Annotated in this window: 15 protein-coding genes; 10 read left to right on the forward strand and 5 right to left on the reverse strand. The window is 68.0% G+C overall.

The window, feature by feature from the left end:
• Positions 1-82: 82 nt before the first annotated feature.
• Positions 83-1,978 carry an ABC transporter permease gene (locus tag ACODRX_RS17240; protein ID WP_488872765.1) on the reverse strand — a complete coding sequence of 632 codons (1,896 nt, stop codon included), beginning with the start codon at positions 1,976-1,978 and terminating at the stop codon, positions 83-85.
• 193 nt (positions 1,979-2,171) lie between these two features.
• Positions 2,172-3,392, reverse strand: coding sequence for an ABC transporter substrate-binding protein (locus tag ACODRX_RS17245; RefSeq protein ID WP_488872766.1), 1,221 nt, complete (start codon positions 3,390-3,392; stop codon positions 2,172-2,174).
• A gap of 229 nt (positions 3,393-3,621) precedes the next feature.
• On the opposite strand from ACODRX_RS17245, the gene ACODRX_RS17250 reads away from it, so the two are divergent.
• From ACODRX_RS17250 to ACODRX_RS17290, 9 genes are all read left to right on the forward strand, one after another.
• On the forward strand, positions 3,622-5,058 hold the full coding sequence (locus ACODRX_RS17250; RefSeq protein WP_488872767.1) for an FAD-binding oxidoreductase: 1,437 nt from the start codon (positions 3,622-3,624) through the stop codon (positions 5,056-5,058).
• 12 nt (positions 5,059-5,070) lie between these two features.
• A complete protein-coding gene (locus ACODRX_RS17255) occupies positions 5,071-6,168 on the forward strand; it encodes an ABC transporter substrate-binding protein (RefSeq protein ID WP_488872768.1) in 1,098 nt (365 codons plus the stop codon).
• A 141-nt stretch (positions 6,169-6,309) separates the two neighbouring features.
• Positions 6,310-7,404 (forward strand): ABC transporter ATP-binding protein, encoded by a 1,095-nt coding sequence (locus ACODRX_RS17260; RefSeq protein WP_488872769.1) that lies wholly within the window; start codon positions 6,310-6,312, stop codon positions 7,402-7,404.
• A complete protein-coding gene (locus tag ACODRX_RS17265) occupies positions 7,401-9,173 on the forward strand; it encodes an ABC transporter permease subunit (RefSeq protein WP_488872770.1) in 1,773 nt (590 codons plus the stop codon). The genes ACODRX_RS17260 and ACODRX_RS17265 overlap by 4 nt, the downstream gene beginning before the upstream one ends.
• A 14-nt stretch (positions 9,174-9,187) precedes the next feature.
• Positions 9,188-10,099: a 4-hydroxy-tetrahydrodipicolinate synthase gene (dapA, locus tag ACODRX_RS17270; RefSeq protein ID WP_488872771.1), complete on the forward strand. Its 912-nt coding sequence runs from the start codon at positions 9,188-9,190 to the stop codon at positions 10,097-10,099.
• 1 nt (position 10,100) lies between these two features.
• On the forward strand, positions 10,101-11,231 hold the full coding sequence (locus ACODRX_RS17275) for an alpha-hydroxy acid oxidase (protein WP_488872828.1): 1,131 nt from the start codon (positions 10,101-10,103) through the stop codon (positions 11,229-11,231).
• A gap of 123 nt (positions 11,232-11,354) precedes the next feature.
• Positions 11,355-12,164 carry an IclR family transcriptional regulator gene (locus ACODRX_RS17280; protein WP_488872772.1) on the forward strand — a complete coding sequence of 270 codons (810 nt, stop codon included), beginning with the start codon at positions 11,355-11,357 and terminating at the stop codon, positions 12,162-12,164.
• A gap of 177 nt (positions 12,165-12,341) precedes the next feature.
• Entirely contained in the window at positions 12,342-13,115 is a 774-nt protein-coding gene (locus tag ACODRX_RS17285) for a ferredoxin--NADP reductase (protein ID WP_488872773.1), read from the forward strand.
• A gap of 444 nt (positions 13,116-13,559) precedes the next feature.
• Entirely contained in the window at positions 13,560-13,877 is a 318-nt protein-coding gene (locus ACODRX_RS17290) for a DUF4148 domain-containing protein (protein ID WP_488872774.1), read from the forward strand.
• A 136-nt stretch (positions 13,878-14,013) separates the two neighbouring features.
• On the opposite strand, the gene ACODRX_RS17295 is transcribed toward ACODRX_RS17290, so the two are convergent.
• Positions 14,014-14,544: a flavin reductase family protein gene (locus tag ACODRX_RS17295; protein ID WP_488872775.1), complete on the reverse strand. Its 531-nt coding sequence runs from the start codon at positions 14,542-14,544 to the stop codon at positions 14,014-14,016.
• 126 nt (positions 14,545-14,670) lie between these two features.
• Here ACODRX_RS17295 and ACODRX_RS17300 point away from each other — a divergent pair, with 126 nt between their 5' ends.
• On the forward strand, positions 14,671-15,468 hold the full coding sequence (locus ACODRX_RS17300; RefSeq protein ID WP_488872776.1) for an alpha/beta fold hydrolase: 798 nt from the start codon (positions 14,671-14,673) through the stop codon (positions 15,466-15,468).
• Between the two features lie 20 nt (positions 15,469-15,488).
• Here ACODRX_RS17300 and ACODRX_RS17305 read toward each other — a convergent pair whose 3' ends face one another.
• Together ACODRX_RS17305 and ACODRX_RS17310 are read right to left on the reverse strand one after the other, a co-directional pair.
• Positions 15,489-16,838 (reverse strand): D-amino acid dehydrogenase, encoded by a 1,350-nt coding sequence (locus tag ACODRX_RS17305; protein WP_488872777.1) that lies wholly within the window; start codon positions 16,836-16,838, stop codon positions 15,489-15,491.
• A gap of 99 nt (positions 16,839-16,937) precedes the next feature.
• Positions 16,938-20,630 (reverse strand): choice-of-anchor U domain-containing protein, encoded by a 3,693-nt coding sequence (locus tag ACODRX_RS17310; protein ID WP_488872778.1) that lies wholly within the window; start codon positions 20,628-20,630, stop codon positions 16,938-16,940.
• Positions 20,631-20,748: the final 118 nt, after the last annotated feature.

Raw genomic sequence — 20,748 nt, forward strand, 5'->3', positions numbered from 1 at the left:
GAACGCTCAGCCGGTCCGATTCCAGTGGAAGAGCTTCGACTTTCAAATGACTTGATCGTTAATGTTTTGATGAAACGATGTACTAGGTCGGATTTTTCCTGAAAACCCGCCGCCAGGCCAGCGCCGCATAGCCCGCCAGCCCCTGCGGGAACAGCAGCACCAGCGCCAGCATCACAGCGCCCAGCGCGGCGCGCCAGTAGTCGGTGTTGCGCGCCAGCGCATCGTGCAGCCAGGTGAAGCCGAACGCGCCCACAATGGGCCCGGCCAGGGTCTGCACCCCGCCCAGCAGCACCATCACCAGAGCGTCGACCGACTTGGCCACGCCCATGGCCTCGGGCGAGATGCTGCCCTTGGAGAAGGCAAACAAGGCCCCGGCCAGCCCGGCCACCGCGCCCGCCAGCACAAAGCCGCGCCACTGCAGGCGCGCCACGTCGATGCCGATCGCCTCGGCGCGCAGCGGCGAGTCGCGCCCCGCGCGCAGCGCATAGCCGAACGGCGCATGCAGCACGCGCCACAGCCACAGCACGCCCGCGGCCGCCAGCGCCAGGGTCAGCCCATAGAACCAGCGCCTGTCCGACAGCCATGCGGCCGGCCAGATGCCGGTCAAGCCGTTGCTGCCGCCGGTGACCGAATCCCACTGGAAGGCGGTGGCCCAGGTGATCTGCGCCAGCGCCAGCGTGAGCATCGAAAAATACACGCCCGACAGCCGCACCGCGAACCAGCCGAACACCCAGGCCCCGAGCGCGGCCACCAGCGGCGCCAGCAGCAGCGCCGCCTCCATCGGCAGGGCGCGCAGCAGCAGCGCCGCGCCGTAGGCGCCCAGCCCGAAATAGGCCGCATGGCCAAACGAATGCAGGCCGGCCGGCCCCATCAGGAAATGCAGGCTCACGGCGAACAGCGCGGCGGTCAGCAGATCAATCAGCAGCACCAGCGTGTACGACTGAGCTCCCGCCAGCCAGGGCGCGGTCGCCAGCAGCAGGGCCAGCAATGCACCGGCGGCCATGGCGCTGCGGCTGGGCGCGCGCAGCGGCTGCTCGGGCAGGCCCCGGTGGCGCTGCGGCGGCTGCGGCCGGCCCAGCAGCCCCCAGGGCCGCAGCACCAGCACCACCGCCATCACCAGAAAATCCGCCACCAGCGTGAGCTGCGGAAACGCCACCGCCACGCCCGCGATCTCGACCACGCCCAGCCAGATGCACAGCGACTTGACCAGCGACACCAGCAGCGCCGCCAGGTAGGCGCCAACCAGCGAGCCCATGCCGCCGACCACCACCACCACGAAGACCGCGCCTATGACCTGCAGGTCCAGCTCCAGCATCGCCGGCTCGCGCGGCAGCTGCAGCGCGCCGCCCAGCCCGGCCAGCAGCGCGCCCAGCGCGAACACCGCGGTGAACAGCCAGGCCTGGCGCACGCCCAGCGCCGCCACCATCTCGCGGTCCTGGGTGGCGGCGCGCACCAGCACGCCAAACCGGGTCCTGTGCAACAGCAGCCAGATCAGGCCCAGCACGCAGGGGCCGGCCGCGATCAGGAACAGGTCGTAGCTGGGAAAGGCCCGGCCCAGGATCTGCACCGCGCCCGCCAGCCCCGGCGCTCGCGGCCCGAGCAGCTCGTCGGGCCCGCACAGCCACAGCACCGCATCCTTGATGACCAGCACCAGCGCAAAGGTGGCCAGCAGCTGGAACAGCTCCGGCGCCCGGTAGATGCGCCTGAGCAGCACGATCTCGACCGCCGCGCCCAGCAGGCCCACGCCCAGCGCCGCCAGCGGAATCGCCAGCCAGAAAGCCCAGCCCTCGCCCAGGGGCAGCAGCGCCTCGGCCAGGCTGTAGGCCGCATACAAGCCCACCATGTACAGCGAGCCGTGGGCAAAATTGACGATGCGCGTAACGCCAAAGATCAACGACAGCCCGGCCGCCACCAGAAACAGCGACGAAGCCCCCGCCAGGCCATTGAGCAATTGAACCAACAGCCCCGAAAAGCTCATGGCGCGCCGACTCTTTTCAGCCCATGCGCGACAACATCACTCTCCACAGCCCTGGCACGCATGCAGCTGGCACAGCGGAATCTGCGGACACCGAGCAAGGGCCGCCCCGCAGCGGCGGTGTCGTCGGTTGCCCGCATGCCCCCCTCCCGCGCAGCGAGAGAGGGGGAAGCCGCGCAGCGGCTCAGGGGGTGCTTCATGGGTTCGGACGCAGCTTCTTGACCTCTTCGTCCGATGGCAGGTAATCCTTGCCGTCGCGGTAGACGTAGTCCACCATCTCGCCCTTGCCCTTGACCTTCTTGAGCTTGCCCACATAGGCGCCCATGGTCGACTGGTGGTCCTGGGCGCGGTAGGTGATCATGCCGAAGGGCGACAGCAGCTGCAGGCCCTCGAAGGCCTTGAGCAGCTTGTCGGTATCGGTGGAGCCGGCCTGCTTGATGCCCGCCGCCAGCGACTTGATGCCGGTGTAGCCCACCACCGAGCCCTGGCGCGGGTAGTCCTTGAAGCGGGCCTGGTAGGCCATGAAGAAGGCCTTGTGCTCGGGCGTGGCTATGGTGTGCACCGGGTAGCCGGTCACGATCCAGCCGTCGGGCGTCTCGTTCTTCAGCGTGTCCAGGTACTCGGGTTCGCCGCTCAGCACGCTCACCACCGGGCGGTCCTTGAACAGGCCCCGCGTGTTGCCTTCGCGCACGAACTTGGTCAGATCGGTGGCGAACAGCACGTTGAAGATCGCATCCGGCTTGGCATCGGCCAGGGCCTGCACCACGCTGCCGGCATCCACCTTGCCCAGCACCGTGGCCTGTTCGGTGACGAACTCCACATCGGGCTGCGCCGCCTTCATCTTGGCCTTGAAGGTGGCGATCGACGACTGGCCGTATTCATAGTTGGGATAGACGATGGCCCAGCGCTTTTTCTTGAGCTTGAGGGCTTCTTCCACCAGCATCGACACCTGCATGTAGGTCGAGGGCCGCAGGCGGAAGGTGTAGGCATTGCCATTGCTCCAGACCATCTTGTCGGTCAGCGGCTCGGTCGCCAGGTAGAAGAACTTGCGCTGCTTGGCAAAGTCGGTCAGCGCCATGCCGGTGTTCGACAGAAAGCCCCCTGCCAGCACGTCGACCTTCTCGCGCGAGATCAGCTCCTCGGCGACGCGCACCGTGTCGCCCGGATTGGCATTGTCGTCGCGGGTGATCAGCACCAGCTTCTTGCCGTTCACGCCGCCGCTGGCGTTGACCTCGTCCACCGCCAGCTCCATGCCGCGCTTGTAGGCCTCGAGGAAGGCGGGCTGGTTCTTGTAGCTGTTGATCTCGCCGATCTTGATCACGTCCTGCGCATGGGCCACGGGGCTGGCCAGGCCTGCGCCAGCCAGGGCGAACGCGGCGCCGGCCAGCCAGGCGCGGCGAACAAGCGATGTCTTCATGCGGATATCTCCAGAGCGATGCCAATCATGCGGCAGAACAGCGGCCGCCAGTTTCAAACCGCGCCATTGTCGCCGCTTCCGGGCTTTTGCGTTGCCCTTGCCGGCTCGTGGTTGTTGGCATGTCTTTTTTAATCTTTATACGATTATATATATTCGTATTTCATCTAATATTGATTTTATTGAGAGCGCTGCATCATGTGGACTTCGAACACATGGCATGGGTAGGCGCATGGAACTGGTTGAGCACTTGGTGGCGCTGCTTGGCGACAGCGCCGTGCTTCGCAGCCGCGAAGACATGGCGGGGCACCTGAGCGACTGGCGCGGGCGCTACCAGGGCCGCGCGCAATGCGTGGCCCTGCCATCCACGGCGGAGCAGGTGTCGGCCATCGCCACCGCCTGCCGGCAGGCCCAGGTTCCCATCGTCGTGCAGGGCGGCAACACCAGCCTGTGCGAAGGCGCCGTTCCGCGCGCCGACCGGCCCGAGACGGTGCTCGTCAACCTGGCCCGCATGCGCCATGTGCGCTCGGTGGATGTGGCCAACAACTCCATGGTGGTCGAAGCGGGCTGCGTGCTGGCCGCGGTGCAGCAGGCCGCCGCGGCGCACGAGCGCCTCTACCCGGTGAGCCTGGGCGCCGAGGGCTCGTGCCAGATCGGCGGCAATATCGCCACCAATGCGGGCGGCACCGGCGTGCTGCGCTACGGCAATACCCGCGAGAACGTGCTGGGGCTGGAGGTGGTGCTGCCCGACGGGCGCATCTGGAATGGCCTGTACGGTCTGCGCAAGAACAACACCGGCTTCGATCTCAAGCACCTTTTCATAGGCTCGGAGGGCACGCTGGGCATCATCACCGCCGCCACGCTGAAGCTGCACCCCCTGCCCACCGCGCGTGCCATGGCCTGGCTGGCGGTGGATTCGCCGCAGGCGGCGCTCAGCCTGCTGGCGCGACTCCAGCGCCGCTGCGGCGCAGCGCTGTCGGCCTACGAGCTGATGAACGATGTACAGCTGAACATCGTGCTGCAACATGTGAACGGCCGGCGCGCGCCACTGAACCCGGCGCATCCCTGGCATGTGCTGGTGGAGCTGTCGGACACCGGCGGCGAAGCCGTGCTGGCCACCGCGCTCCAGGAGGTGCTCGAGGCCGCCGCCAGCGAAAGCCTGCTGCTCGATGCGGCGCTGGCCACCAGCGGCCAGCAGCAGGCGGACTGGTGGGAGGTGCGCCATAGCGTCTCCGAGGGCAACAAGAAGGCGGGCATCGGCATCAACACCGACCCGGCGGTGCCGCTGTCTGCGGTGCCGGCCTTCATCGCGCAGGCCACCGAGGCGGCGCACCACGTGCTGCCGGGCGCGCCGATCATCGTCGTCGCCCACCTGGGCGATGGCAATGTGCACTTCATCCCGCAGGTCCCGTTCGCGCACTGGCAGGCGCTCACGCCCGGGCAGCAGGACCGCCTGTCGCATGCGGTGAAGCAAGCGGTGAACGAGGTGGCGCACACGCTGGGCGGCACCTTCAGTGCCGAACACGGCATCGGCCAGGTGCTAACCGAGGAAATGGCCTTGTTCAAGCCCCCGGTCGAGATCGACCTGATGCAGACCATCAAGCACGCGCTCGATCCCAAGCGGCTTTTCAACCCCGGGCGCCTGTTGCCCGCCCCCTCTTCCCATTGAAAGGAGTCCAAGATGACCGACATCCGCTGTGCCCAGCAAGCCTCCCAGGTTTCCCGCCGCCAGGCGCTCAAGGCCGCGGCCGCCGGCGCCGGGCTCATCGCCGCCCCTGCGGTGCTGCGTTATGCGCGCGCCCAGTCCAAGCGCATCGTGGTGCGCGACGACGGCGGCATCTACACCAAGGCCTATGGCGCGGTGTACTACAAGCCCTTCACGCAAAAGACCGGCATCGAGGTGGTCGCGGTGCAGGCCAGCGCCGAGCCGGTGGCGCAGATCCGCAGCATGGTGGAGACCAGAAACTACACCTGGGACATGGCCAAGATCAGCCAGCCGGCCATCCTGCTGCTGACCTCGGGCGGCAAGGTGATGCTGGAGAAGCACGGGCTGGAGAACGACCCCTTCGTCAAGACCATTCCCGCGCAGTACATGTCGCCCTATGGCGTAGGCACCAACGTCTACAGCACGGTGCTGGCCTACCGCAAGGAAGCCTTCAAGGGCCGGCCCGAGCCCAAGTCCTGGGCCGACTTCTGGAATGTGAAGGATTTTCCCGGCCGCCGCGCACTGCGCAAGCACCCCTTCGACACGCTGGAAGAGGCGCTCATGGCCTCGGGCGTGGCCAACGACAAGGTCTACCCGCTGGACCTGGATCGCGCCTTCAAGGCCCTGGACCAGATCAAGCCCAAGGTGGACGTGTGGTGGAACTCCGGCGCCCAGGTGGAGCAGATGCTCAAGTCTGGCGAGGTGGACCTGATCGCCACCTGGGTGTCGCGCCCGCAGTCGGCCAATGCCGACGGCGCCAACATCGGCATCGTCTGGAACCAGAACATCTGGGGCGTGGACAGCTGGTCCATCCTGGCCGGCACGCCCAATGCCGACGCCTGCCGCGAGTTCATCAAGTTCGCCTCCGAGCCGCAGCGCATGGCTTCGCTGGTGCAGTACTTCGCCGCTGGCGTCACCCAGCCCGAGGCCTTCAAGCACATCAAGCCCGAGTTGGCCCGGCACTGCCCCACCTTCCCCGACAACATCCAGAACGGCCTGCAGATCGACGCCAAGTACTGGCTGGCCAACCAGGCTGCGGTCATTGAGAAATTCAACGGCTGGGTCCTCAAATGACCCCCCCTGAGCGGCTGCGCCGCTTCCCCCCGAGGGGGACGACGGCCTTTGCTGCGGGGCGGCCCTTGCTGGCCGTCCCGCAGATGGGCAACGCCAGTTTCATGCGCCGCGAATGGTATGCAGCGCAATGGAGCAAATGAAATGAAGACTGTGAAACTGTCGATCGCCGGGCTCGCCAAGCGCTATGGCTCCTTCGTGGCCCTGCATCCCACCGACCTGCAGGTCGCCGAGGGCGAGTTCCTGACCCTGCTTGGTCCCTCGGGCTCGGGCAAGACCACGCTGCTGAGCATGATCGCCGGCCTCGCCGTGCCCGATGAGGGCCAGTTGCTGATCAATGGCCGGGACGTGACCTATGGCGCGCCCTACGAGCGCGACATCGGCATGGTGTTCCAGAACTACGCGCTGTTCCCGCACATGACCATCGCGGAGAACATCGCCTTCCCGCTGAAGATGCGCAAGCTGGACCGCGCCACCGCGATGCAGCGCGCCCAGCAGGCGCTGGAGCTGGTGCACCTGCCGCATGTGGCGCAGCGCTTTCCCAAGGAGCTGTCGGGCGGCCAGCAGCAGCGCATCGCGCTGGCGCGCTGCCTGGTCTACAAGCCCTCCATCGTGCTGATGGACGAGCCGCTGGGCGCGCTGGACAAGAAGCTGCGCGAGCACATGCAGCTCGAGATCAAGCGCATCCACCGCGAATCGGGCACTACCATCGTCTATGTCACGCACGACCAGGAAGAGGCGATGACCATGTCCGACCGCATCTGCCTGATGAACGGCGGCCGCATCGAGCAGCTCGGCTCGCCGGCCGAGCTGTACTTCCGCCCACGCACGCCCTTCGTGGCCGACTTCCTGGGCGAGAGCAACCTGCTCAAGGGCACAGTAGTGCAGGCCGCGGGCGGCCAAGCCGAAATCGCGCTGGCGGGCACGGGTGCGGCAATCCGCGCTTCGGCCCACCAGCCCTTGTCCGCCGGCTCGGCCGTGCAGGTGATGGTGCGGCCGCAGAACATCACCGTGGGCTGCGCCCCAGGTAACGCCCAGCAGTCTTTCACCGGCCAGGTGATGGACACCATGATCACTGGCGGGCTGACCAAGCTCTACCTATCGTCGGCGCAGCTGGGCAACAGCCCCATCGTGCTGTCCTTTCCCACCTCCGCCAGCACCCAGGGCTTTGGCATAGGCGCCGCCGTGAGCTTCGGCTGGTCCTGCGCCGACGCCGTGGCGGTGCCCGAGCCATCATGAGCCGCGCCGCCGCCCCCCGCCCCGCCTGGGTCAAGCCCGCGCTGATGGCGGCGCCGCTGGTGCTGCTGTTCCTGGTGCTGTTGGTCTACCCGGTGGGCCAGCTGCTGCTGCTCAGCATCTACAGCAACGGCGCCTTCACGCTGGGCAAGTACCAGCAGCTGTTCGCCTCGTCGGTGTACCTGGACACCATGCTGATCACGCTGAAGATCTCGCTGATCACCGCGCTGCTGTCCATCGTCGGCGGCTACCCGGTGGCCTACCTGGTCTCGTCGCTTGGCAAGGAGCGCAAGAGCCGCTGGGTGTTCTGGGTGCTGCTGTCGTTCTGGACCAGCTTCCTGGTGCGCGCCTTCGCCTGGATCGTGATGCTGGGCCGCAACGGCGTGGTCAACCAATTGCTGCTGGCGCTGGGCCTCGCGGATGCGCCGTCGAACATGCTCTACAGCTTCGGCGCGGTGCTGGTGGGCATGGTGCACGCGCTGATGCCGCTGGCGGTGCTGACCATGCTGTCGGTGATGGAGAACATCGACCGCAACCTGCCCCGCGCCGCGCTCACGCTGGGCGCGCGCCCCGGCACCGCCTTCTGGCGCGTGTACTTTCCGCTGTCCATGCCCGGCGTGGCCGCGGGCGCCATCATGGTGTTCGTGACCGCGGTGGGCTTCTTCATCGTGCCGCAGCTGCTGGGCGGCCGCAAGGAGACCATGATCACCCAGCTCATCATCGAGCAGGTGCTGCAGGTGATGAACTGGGGCTTCGCAGGCTCGATCTCGGTATTGCTCCTGGTGGTGGTGCTGGCGGTGTTCGCGCTCTACGACAAGGTGCTGGGCCTGTCCACCATGACCGGTGCGCAGTCCACCAAGTCCAGCCACGGCAGCGGTGCCATGCGCAACCTCTGCGACACGCTGCTGGGCTTGCTGGGCACGGCCAGCGACAAGCTGCTGGCACTGGTGCCACGCATCCCCGGATCGCGCCGCCGCGAGGTGCAGCAGGGCGACTCCACGCCGCTGCGCCTGGTGGTCATCGTGCTGTTGTTCTTCCTGAGCGTGCCGGCGCTGCTGATGATCCCGATGTCGTTCGCCGGCAAGTCGGGGCTGAACTGGCCGCCGCAGGGCTTCACGCTGCAGCACTACCAGGACATGCTGGCCTCGCCGCTATGGCTGTCGGCCACGCTGCGCTCCTTCACCGTGGGCTTCTTCGCGGCACTGGCGGCACTGGCGGCCATGGCCGTCGGCACGCCGGTGGCCTTCCTGCTGGTGCGCGGCCAGATGCGCGGCAAGGCGCTGGTGCTGGGCTTCGTGCTCGCGCCGCTGATCATCCCGCGCATGATCATCGCCGTCGGCATGTTCTATTTCTTCGCCAAGGTGGGCTTGGTGGGCACCTCGCTGGGCCTGGTGCTGGGCCACACGGTGATCGCCATCCCCTACGTGGTGATGACCATGATGGCCGTGCTGCGCAACTACGACACGCGGCTGGACCTGGCCGCGCAAAGCCTGGGCGCACGGCCCTGGCAGACGCTGCGCTACGTGACCTTCCCCATCATCGCCGCGGGCCTGACCTCGTCCTTCCTGTTCGCCTTCGCGACCTCGTTCGACGAGCTGACGATCTCGCTATTCGCCTCGGGCGGCCTCAGCTCCACGCTGCCCAAGCAGTTCTGGGACGAGGTGACGCTGCAGATCTCACCGGTCATCGCCGCGGTCTCCACCTGCCTGTTCGCCTTCATCGGCATCCTGATCACCTGTGCGGACTGGCTGCGCCGCCGCACCTCCGCTTGACGCAAAGAACCACCATGACCCAACGCATCACCTCGCAAACCCTCAAGGGCATCTTCCCGGCCCTGGCCACGCCGGTCACCGCCGACGGCCGCATCGACGCCGCCGCGCTCAAGGCCTTGCTGGCCCACCTGGCGGGCAGCGGCATCCGAGGCACCGTGCCGCTGGGCGGCACCGGCGAATACGGCGCGGTGTCGCGCAGCGAGCGCGCCCGCATGGTGTCGCTGGTGCGCGAGCACCTCGACCCCGGCCTGCCGGTAATCGCCGGCGTGCTCGACCCGGGCTTTCATGACGCGATGGACGCGGGCCAGGCCCTGGCCGCCGCCGGCGCCGACGCGCTGATGGTGCTCACGCCCTACTACACCACGCCCACCCAGCAGGGCATACGCGACTACTTCCTGCGCTACGCCGACGCATCGCCGCTGCCGGTGGTGATCTACGAGATCCCGTACCGCACCCGCATCGCCATCGCTCCCGAGGTGCTGCACGAGCTCTCGCGCCACGAGAACATCATCGGCATGAAGGCCTGCAACACCGACATGTACCACTTCCTGAAAGTGGTGGCCGGCGTCTCCAGCGACTTCTCGGTGCTCAGCGGCGAAGACACGCTGCTGCCCGTGCACATGGCAGCCGGCGCCCAGGGCGGCATCGTCGTCACGGCCAACCTCATTCCCAAGACCTGGAACGCCATGTACCAGCTGCTGGCCCAGGGCAAGACGCCCGAGGCGCAGCGGCTGCACCGCGAGCTGATCCCGCTGATGGACATGGCCTTCGCCGAGACCAACCCCGGCCCGATGAAAGCCGTGTGGGACCTGGTGGGCGTGCACGCGCCGCACCTGCTCGCACCGCTGGTGACCTGCGATCCCGCACTGGCCACGCGGCTGCGCGCCGAGCTGCAGCAGCGCCTCGCACATGAGCAGACACTCTGAGATGCTGCCCGCCGTCAAGGACTACCGTGCGCTGGCGCGCCGGCGCCTGGCCCGCTTCGCGTTCGACTACCTCGAAGGCGGCGCCGAGGACGGCCACGCCATGGCGCGCAACCTCGCCTCCTGGGGCCGGGTCACCTTTCAGCCCCGGGCGCTGGTCGATGTCTCCGAGGTCGATACCGGCATCGAGCTGTTCGGCCGCCGGCAGGCGCTGCCGGTCTTCGTCGGCCCCACGGGCCTCAATGGCCTGTACTGGCCGCGCGCCGAAGAGGTGCTGGCCCGCGCCGCGCAGCAGGCCGGCGTGCCCTTCGTGCTGTCCACCGCCTCCACCTCGCTGATCGAGGATGTGCGCGCCGCCAGCAGCGGCGACCTGTGGCTGCAGCTGTATGTGCAAAAAGACCGGCGCATCGCCGAAAGCATGATGGCGCGCGCGCAGGCCGCGGGCTTTTCCGCGCTGATGCTCACCGTGGACACCATGGTCCACGGCAAGCGCGACCACGACATCCGCAACGGCTTTCGCATGCCGATCCCGTGGACCATGCGCTTGCTCGCCGATCTGGCGACCCACCCGCGCTGGTGTCTGCGCATGCTGCGCCAGCGCGGCTCGCCCCAGCTCGTCAACCTGGCGCGCAGCTCGGGCATGGCCGCCAACCTGCAGCAGCAGGCCGCCGCGATGAGCCGCCAGATGGACATGGCCCTGACCTGGGACGACCTCGCCTGGGTGCGCCGGCACTGGCAGGGCCCGGTGATCGTCAAGGGGCTGCTCACCGTGCCCGATGCCATGCGGGCGCTAAGCGCCGGCGCTGACGGCATCGTCATCAGCAACCACGGCGGGCGCCAGCTCGACGGCGCGCCCAGCCCACTGGAGCAGCTGCCCGCCATTGCCGGCGCGCTTCATGGCAAGATGCGCATCTTTGTCGATGGAGGCATACGCCGCGGCAGCGATATCGCCAAGGCGCTGGCGCTCGGGGCCGACGCGGTGCTGCTGGGGCGGGCGCCGCTGTATGGCCTGGCCGCGCGCGGGCCGCGGGGCGCGGCCGAAGTCCTGGCCATCCTGCACAGCGAATTCGAAACCACGCTGCGCCTGCTGGGCGCGGTACAGGCCGCCCGCCTGGATGCCAGCTACATCGCCTGAAAAAACATGAGCTGCTGGCGCTTACCCTGATTGAAATTTAGATATTTTTCGCTTTGAATGTATTGATATACAAGCGCCAGCAGCTATGATTTTTAAGAACAACCCTTGCCGATCCGAGCACTGATGCGCCACCCCAGAACCACTGCCACCGCCGAGGCCGACCCCCGCGAATCGTCCCTGTTCGTGGGCTCGGTGGCCAAGGCCTTCCAGGTGCTGGAAGCCTTCCGCGACACGCACCGCGAAATGTCCATCGCCGAGATCGCCCGCGCCGCCGGGCTGGACCGCAGCGCCACCCAGCGCATCATCTACACGCTGGAGCACCTGCACTACATCCGCCGCCTGCCCGGCACCAACCTCTACGGCCTCGCGCCCGAGGTGCTGAGCCTGTCGTACAACTACCTGCGCTCGCGCCGCATCATCGATCGCGCCTCGCCCTACCTGGTCGAGATGACGCATGTGCTCGGCGAAACCTCGAACCTGCAGGAGCTGGACGGCTACGAAATCGTCTTCATCGCGCGCATCCCGGGCCGGCACCTGTTCAACTCCGACTTCACCGTGGGCTCGCGCCTGCCGGCGATCTACTCCGCCTCGGGGCGGGCCATGCTCGCGCGGCTCGACCCGGCCATGCGCGAGCAGATCATCGCCGCCACGCCCATCGCCCGCATCACCGCCCAGACCGAGACCAATCCCGAGGTGCTGATGCGCCACATCGAGCAGGCCGAAAAAGACGGCTTCGCCATCGTGCAGAACCAGACGGTGATTGGCGACATCTCGGTCGGCGCGCCCATTACCGGCCACAACGGCCTGCCCATCGGCGCGATCAACATCTCGGTGCCGTCCACGCGCTGGACCGCGGCCAAGGTCGAAGCCGAGCTGCTGCCCCATGTGCTGCTGGCATCGACCTCCATCTCCAAGATCCTGGACAACTTCTGACACTCTAGGATTGCACGCAGTTTGATCTGGCGCAGCTTCCAACCCGCGGATATTCCCTTATAACATCTATGTTGTAGGAATCGGGAACAATAGCGTTTATAGATATACAACCTGCTTGCTCTCCAGGTTTACCCGGGCAAGCCGTTCCATCCGTTTCACATTGCCAGAGTCACTGCCATGAGCGCTTTTCTCGAAGAACGCGTGCTGTCCGTCCACCACTGGACCGACCGCCTTTTCTCCTTCACCACCACCCGCGATCCGGCGCTGCGCTTTTCCAGCGGCCACTTCACGATGATCGGCCTGAAGGTGGATGGCAAGAACCTGCTGCGCGCCTACTCCATCGCCAGCCCCAACTACGAAGACCACCTGGAGTTCCTGTCCATCAAGGTGGACAACGGCCCGCTGACCAGCAAGCTGCAGCACATCCAGGTCGGCGACACCGTCATCGTCGGCAAGAAGCCCACCGGCACGCTGCTGATCGACTACCTGCTGCCCGGCAAGAACCTGTATTTGATCGGCACCGGCACGGGCCTTGCGCCCTGGCTGTCGGTGGCGCGCGACCCCGAGACCTACGAGAAGTTCGAGAAGGTGGTGGTGGTGCACGGCGTGCGCCATGCGGCCGAACTGGCCTACCAGCAGCTGTTTGAAAAAGAACTGCCCGAACACGAGCTGCTGGGCGAGATCGTGCGCGAGCAGCTCATCTACTACCCCACGGTCACCCGTGAGCCCTTCCGCAACCACGGCCGCATCTCCAACCAGATCAACGCCGGCACCTTCCCGCAGAACATCGGCCTGCCGGAGCTCAACCCCGAGACCGACCGCATCATGCTCTGCGGCAGCCCGGCGATGCTGGCCGAACTCAAGGAGCTGCTCGAAAAGCGCGGCTTCAAGGAAGGCAATACCACCACCCCCGGCGACTTCGTGGTCGAGCGCGCCTTCGTCGAGAAGTAAGCGCTTCGCCCGGCTCAGCGAGCCGGTGCGGCGCGTTCGCCGCGAAGGGCCTCGGCACCTTAACGAGCATGGCCGCGATGAAGTCGTGGCCATCGCCGCGGAGGAATTCCAACGCCTGCAGGGCAAGCGCACCAGACAGCCGCTGGTGGCGACGCTGCAAGTCTCACCGCATCGGGACTTCGCCCCATGTTCGAGAACCGGACGCTGCCGGTCGGCGAAGACACCATGCTCAACCGGCGGATACAGCCCCGGGATTACCCAGATACTTTCACCCAGATTGTTATCGACATCGGAACAATGAGTTCTGATTCAGGTGATTTATCTTCGGCCGTCCCAAATCTATACTTTCTCCATCGTTGAACGAAAAGCACAAAAAGCTCAACGCTCCAGCTCAACGAAGCGATCGACCATGGGGCCGACCGCCACTGTGGAAAGGATTGAAAAATGTTGAACGCACGTATTGCCACCATTGCCGCCGCGCTTGCACTGGGCGCCGCCGCTGCCCAGGCCGGCTCGATCTTCGAAGGCGAAGGCTCCTACGCTCCCCCGGTTGCCACCACCAGCACGCTGACCCGCGCCCAGGTCCAGGCCGAGGCCATCGCCGCCCAGCGCAACGACACGCTGCCGGTGGTCGGCGACCGCATGAACTTCCCCGACACCCGCACCCCCTCCACGCTGAGCCGCGAGACCGTGCGCCAGGAAACCATCCAGGCCATCCGCTCGGGCCACCTGGTGGTCGGCGAAGGCAATTATGGGGAATAATCACCGGGCGCCGCAGCCACGAGCGGCGCACAGTGAAAGGCGCGGGCCCTGCGCACACTCCAAGGGCCCGCGCCGATGAGAAAGAAAAAAAGCTGCTGATGCACTCAGCAGCTTTTTTTTTCTTGCCTGGCCCGCGCTACAGCGGATGCTCGGTATAGAAGCGCCCGCCGTGGTACAGCAGCGGCGGCACGCCGCTGCGGTGGGTGCAGTGCAGCACCTCGCCGAGAAAGATCACATGGTCGCCCGCATCCAGCTGGCTGTGGCTGCGGCACTCGAAAGTGGCGATCGCGCCCTCCAGCAGCGGCGTGCCGCCAGGCCCCGGCAGATGGGCCACGCCGGCCCAGCGGTCCACATCCCGGCGGGCGAACTGCTCGGCCAGCGGCAGCTGCTCGGCCGACAGCACGTTGACCGCGAAATGCCCCACCGCGCGAAAGGCCTGCAGCGAGGACGAGGTCTGCATCAGGCTCCACAGCACCAGCGGCGGTGCCAGCGACACCGAGTTGAAAGAGCTGATGGTCAACCCCAGCTTGTCGCCTGCGGCGGAGACGGCCGTGACCACCGCCACGCCGGTGGCAAAGCGGCCCAGCGCGTCGCGGAACTCGCGCGAATCGAAGGGCGCAGCGGTTGCGGCGCCATGCAGCAGGTGCTTGGGAGGAGGGAGATTCACTCGGAGAGCTCCGCGCTCAAGCGCGGAAGGTTGCGGATAGTGGCGAAAAATACTGGGCTATTATCGACCCTGCCTCTTTGCCTTGGTGCGGGTGGGTGCATACCCGCCGCCGCGCCACATCCGTCCATGCCTCTTCTTCCCACCTTCGCCATGCTGGGCAGCGGCCCCGCCGTGCTGCTGCTGCACGATGCCGACAGCGACCATCTGGGTTTCGCCCCGCAAGTGGAGCTGCTGGCCAGCCAGGGCTGGCGCGCGATTGCCTGGGACATGCCGGGCTACCGCAACGGCCCGCCGCCGGCCAGCGGCTACAGCCTGCAGGCATTGGCGGCCACCGCGGCCGGCCTGCTGGAGACCCTGCAGATCCCCCATGCCCATGTCGTGGGCCATGGGGTAGGCGCGATGGTGGCGCTAGAGCTGGCGCTGCGCCATCCGGCCCTGGTGCGGCGCCTGGTGCTGGTGGCCGGCGGCCCGGCGCTGGATGCCGACAGCCGCGGCCACTGGGTGGACACCCGGCTGCAGCTGCTGGCGCAGCACGACAAGGAGCCGTCGCTGGCCCGTTTTGCCGAGCAGCTGGTGCTGCAGCAGACCGGGCGCAAGGCCCTGCCCGCCGGGCAGGCGCTGGCGCGCCATGCCATCACCCAGCTGCAGCCGCTGGCCTACCAGCGCGTGCTGCAGATGCTGGCCGAATGCCAGGAACCGGTGAGCCGCTACCGGCAGCTGGGCCAGCCGGCGCTGCTGGTCAGCGGCGGGCAGGATCTGTGCATGCCACCGGCCCTGGTGCAGACGCTGGCCAACACACTGCCCGATGCGGTGCACATGAGCCTGCCCGAGATCGGCCACTGGCCGCAGATGGAGAACCCCGAAGACTTCGAAGGGCTGCTGCTGAGTTTTCTGGCCGCCCGCGGCCAGCCCGCGCTGCACTGACGAGGCGATCGCCGCCTGGCCTATGCCAGCGAGGCCTGCTTGCTCCACCGCGCGGCCGGCGGCGGCTCACAGCCGTAGAAGCCGAACGGCATCTCGGGCCTGCGGCCGCTGATCAGCTCGGCCATGGCCTTGCCCGAGCCCGCGCCGTGCGTCCAGCCCAGCGTGCCATGGCCGGCGTTGATCCACAGCTTGCCGATGCCGGTGCGGCCGATGTAGGGGATGTTGGTGGGCGTGGCCGGGCGCAGGCCGGTCCAGAACTGCGGACTGCCGCCCTGCTCGGGCAGGCGGGTGTCGCAGACGCCGGGCATCAGCTCCTCGATGCGGCGCACCAGCATGCGGCAGCGCGCCTGGGCCAGCGGGCTGCTCAGCGAGGTGTCGAAGCCATTGAGCTCGATGGTTCCGGCCACCCGCAAGGAGTTGCCCAGCCGGCTCATCGCCAGCTTGTTGCCATCGTCTATGCACGAGACGAAGGGCGCGGCCTCGGGCCGCAGGATGGGCAGCGTGGCGCTGTAGCCCTTGCCGGGGTAGATGGCCACGTTCACGCCCACCGAGCGCAGCAGCGGCGCGCTATAGCTGCCGCAGGCCACCACCACCGCGTCGCCGCGCAGGGTCCTGGCCTCGCCGCCACCCTCGCCCCCTTCGCCGCGAGCGCGCACCGTGACCGACTCGATCGCGCCGCCGGCCTGGTTCAGCCGCACCACGTCATGGCTGTACAGGAATTGCACGCCGCGCGCCGCGCACAGCCGCGCCAGCTGCTGGGTGAACACGCGGGCATCGCCGCTCTCGTCCGACGCGGTGAAGGTGCCGCCCTTGATGTGTGCCGCATAGGGCTTGAACGCGGGCTCGATGGCCAGGAACTCCTCGGTCGTCACCATGCGGCGGTGCACGCCGTGCTGGCGCATCAGCTCCACCGCATAGGCCGCATCGTCCACCGCCTGCTGCGAGGTGAAGAAGTGGGCAATGCCGCGCTCAAGCCGGTTGAAGCTGATGCCCGTCTCGGCCACCACCTGCTTGAGCGCCGCATGGCTGTACGCCCCGAGCGCCACGATCTGCTGCACGTTGCGGGCAAAGGCCTGGTCGTTGCACTGGGCCAGGAACTGCAGGCACCAGCGCCACTGCGCGGGGTCGAGCTGCGGGCGCAGCAGCAGCGGCGCCTCGGAATCGAACATCCACTTCAGCGCCTTGAGTGGCGCATGCTTGTTGGCCCAGGGCTCGCAATAGCTCACCGAGATCTGCGCCGCATTGGCAAAACTGGTTTCCAGCGCCGCATCGGGCTGGCGGTCGACAACGACCACCTCGTGCCCCGATTGCAGCAAATGCCAGGCGGTGCTGGTGCCGATGATGCCTGCGCCAAGAATGATGACTTTCATGCGCCACAGTGTGCTACAGCGCCATCAAATACAAAAGTAGGATTAAACTTTCAGCAAATTCATCAGATCAGCTAATACTGCAGACGTGGTCCCCGGCCGCTAGCGGCGGCGGCGCGAGGCGGCCGCGCCGGCCAGCAGCAGCGCCAGCACGGCCTGCATCGCACTCGCCAGGCCGGGTACCGGCGTGGGCATGGCGGCGGGCGGGATCGCCGGCCCGTCCTCGGGCAGGCCCACGGCCACCGGGTCCACGATCACGCCATTGGCCTGCAGGTCGCTGTCGCCCAGCTGGCCGTCGGCGACGCTGAACGCCACCGAGCGGCGGTCGGCCGCAAAGCCATAGCTGGCGGCGGGCAGCTGGTACCAGTGCGCGCTCGGCTGATCGGCGGTGGCGCCGAACTTCCACAGCACGGCCTGCGCGGGCGCGGCCTCGGGCAGCTGCAGCGTGACCGTGGCCGTGGAGCCCGCGGCCCCGCCCACCAGCACGAAGCCCAGGCCGCCATACGGAAAGCGCTGGCCCTGGGGCAGCGCCGGCTGGGTGGGCAGCGCGCCGTAGCCGGGCGAGTTGGAGGCAAACTGCCACTGACCACCTTCGCCGCCTCCGCTCACGCTGGCGCTTTGGCCATTGCTGCCGGGCAGGCTCGTGCCTATGGGCGTGGGCGCGGCGATGGCCTGCTGGGCCAGCGCGCTGGCCCAGCCCTCGGGCGAGACGGAGACCGCATAGAGCTTGTACGCCACGCCCACCGCCAGCCCGGCAATGGCCAGCGGCTGGGCGCTGCCCGCCGGCACAGCTTGCGCGGCGCTGGCCCAGGCGGCGGCCTGGCCGTCGGCGCCCTGGCCGGCCATCACCTGCTCCCAGCTCGGCGCGGGTGCGCTGGCGGGCAGGGCCACCGCGCGCAGCGTGCCGGCGGCGCTGGCCGTGGCGGTGAATTGCGCGCTGGTCTGCTCGTCCGCCTGCTGCTGCAGCGCCACGCTGGACAGCGGCGCCATGGCCACGGTGTCGCCGCGGAACTTCTTCCAGGCGGCGTATTGCAGGTCCTTGGCGGCCTGGCCGTCGTTGTAGAAGTCGGCATCGCCGCAGTCGCTGATGATCTGCACGCCGCCGCCCGCAGCCAGGCTGGCCGGCAGCGCGCCTATGCCTTCGGCCGCGCATTCGGTGGCGGGCTTGGTGAAGGCGCCGAGATCGGCGTTGCGCAGGCGCAGGTTGGTGGCCAGGCCGGCGGCGTTGGCGCTGCCATCCCAGCTGTAGAGCTGAAAGCTCAAGCCCGCGCCCGCGGAAGGGCCGGCGATGATGAGGTATTCGCCCGCCGCGTTCTTGCGGATCTCGCGGATGGCGCGGCCCTGCAGGTCGAGCCGGATGGGCGCGCCAAAGACCGCCGCCCCCTTGGTGCCGCCGTTGGCCGCGATGGCGAGATCCCTGTAGTTGCCGACCGGCACGATGAGCGCGTGCGTGCGGCCGCTGGCATCCGCGGGCGTGACCGCCGGGGCGCCGGGCGCGGCGACCATGGGCGCGCGAAAGCCGAACCAGGCGGCCGAGTCATCGGGGCTGGTGCTCATGCCCTCGATGGAAAAGCCCGCCAGCGTGGCGCTCTCGGGCTCCTGGTTGGCGCCGCCGCTGGAGCTGGCCACCAGGCCGAAATAGTCTGCGCCCAGGCCGTGCTGGTTGGCGCTGTCCCAGCTGCGCAGGTCTTCGCGCAGCCACTGGTAGTAGCCCTGCACCTGCAGCTGCGTGTCCCGGCCCGCGCCGCTGGCGTCGGCGGCGAAGAAGCGCCAGCGGTCGGCCCGGCTGTTGCCGCTCTTGCTGTTGGAATGCGAGCCGCTCAGGTAGATGCGCCCACCCAGCGCGAAGCTGGCTTCGATGTCCACCTCGCCATCGGCCTTGCAGCTGGCCAGGCCGGTCGCGCCCGCCGGGCAGCTGCCGCTGCTGATGCCCAGGCCGCTATCCACCAGCAACGGCGCCAGCGGCAGGCCCGACTGGTCGACCGCCCAGCCGAACACCGCATTGCCGTCGGGCGCCATGCCGGCGTTGCCGGAAAGATCGGGGTCTTTGGGGCCTTCGTCGTCGCCTACCAGCATGGTGCTGCCGCCGTCGCGCAGGATGGCGGTGGAGCCGTCGGAGCGGCCCGCGTACCAGCGCGTGCCGTCGCTGTTGCCCACATTGGCCGATGCGGCGTACTTGATGGTGCGCGTGGCGGTGGCGCCGGCGGCATTGCCCAGCGTGACGGTGATGTCCGCATAGCCCACGCCGGCAGGCGTGATCCTGAGCGTGGCCGCGCCATCGTTGTTGCCGGCCTGCAGGTTGGCGTCGGGCACCACCGCCTGATTGCTGGAGGTGGCGCTGATCTGCACCGCGCCCGCGCCCAGCGCGTCGCCAACCGTGAACGACAGCCCCTGGCTGGCCAGCGCATCGTAGGGATCGCCCACCACGCCGGAGTATGCCGACAGCGGCGGCAGCCCGGTGGTGGGCGCCGCCGCGGCGGTGAACGGCTGCGGCGTGGTGCTGGCGCTGCCGCCCACGCTGTTGACGGCGCGCACACGCAGTTGATGCTCACCTACGTCCAGGTTACTCAGCATCGCCTGACTGGCAGCCACCACGGCGGTCTGGCCCACGCCAGTGGTGAAGTCCGTGCCCACCGACACTTCCACCACGTAGTAGGCCGCCCCGGCCATGGCATCCCAGCTCGCGCTGACACTGTTGCCGCCCGGAGTCACCGACAAGTGCGCCGGCGGCTGCGGGCGCTGCGCGGGCGGCTCGGCTTCGGGCGCGAGCGCCAGGCCGTAGAACAGATTGCCGCTGGCCTGCGGCGCGCCGACCAGGGTCTCGAAAGCCCCGGCCAGTGCCTGGCCCTTGCCCGAGCGGTCGAACAGGCGCTGCACCTGGGATGACTTCTCGGTGGTGACCAGCAGCATCACATTGCCCTCGCCCGTATCCACGGCCACCAGGCCGTGGATGCCGCCCAAGGCCAGCGTTCCCGCCGCCAGCCACTTGGACTGGGCCGCGCTCCAGGCGTACTTCACGAGCTGGTCGCCGCCATTGTCCGCGCCATAGAGCGTGTCCAGGGCGCCGTCGCCATCCAGGTCCAGAAAGGCGATCCCGCGCAGGTTGCCCGGCGCCTTGTCGAAGGCCAGCGCCTTGGGCTTGCCCGCAGCCGTGGGCGGCGCGCCATCAAAGTAATTGAGCGTCTTGTCCGCATAGGCATAGAGCTGCCCCGCGGCCATCGTGAGTCCCTGGGCCTTGCTTTTGTATATCTGGGTGCCGCTGGTACTTCCGCTGGCGCCATACCAGGTTCCGCCCTGGTTGGCCGTGCCCTCGTCGCCGCTGGCCCAGGCAGCGCTGCAATCCTGGGTGGCGGCGCTGCGGATAGCCCCTTTGTCGATGGCCGAGGAACCCAGGCCTGCCACCCCGCCGATGCCGCCATCCGCCGCCACGAATGCCACAGCGCGCGGCGCATTGCTGGCAGCTTCGCCATCGAGCGCAGCCTTGGAATAGCTGGCCTCGACCGCATAGCCCGGCAGGGCCAGGCAGCGGCGGTCGGCAGAGCGGTTGAGCAGCCCTTCCGAGCCCTTGGTGCCAGCCATGAAAGCCTTGGCACCGGCGGCATTCGCCGTCGGCAACGCAACCGCCTGTACCCAGGTGCCGTCGGGTTGGTACTCGTCCACATAGATCGGCAGCGGGCCCGATCCCGAGGGGGCGACCCGGTATGCCACGAAATTGCCCTGAGTGAAATCCTTGGCCCCGGCCGCGCCGCACAGCACCATGCAGGCGGCGGCCACCGCGCCCCTGCTCCAGACCATTGCATATCCGCGCATTGCTTCTCCCATCCACGTCCGGCAAATCGCGCGACTGTAGAAGCCCCAGGTGACAGGCCTGTGACAGGCTTGCACACGCCCGCCCCCAGGCGGCCTGCCGCTA

The organism is Comamonas sp. FG99, from assembly GCF_057808605.1.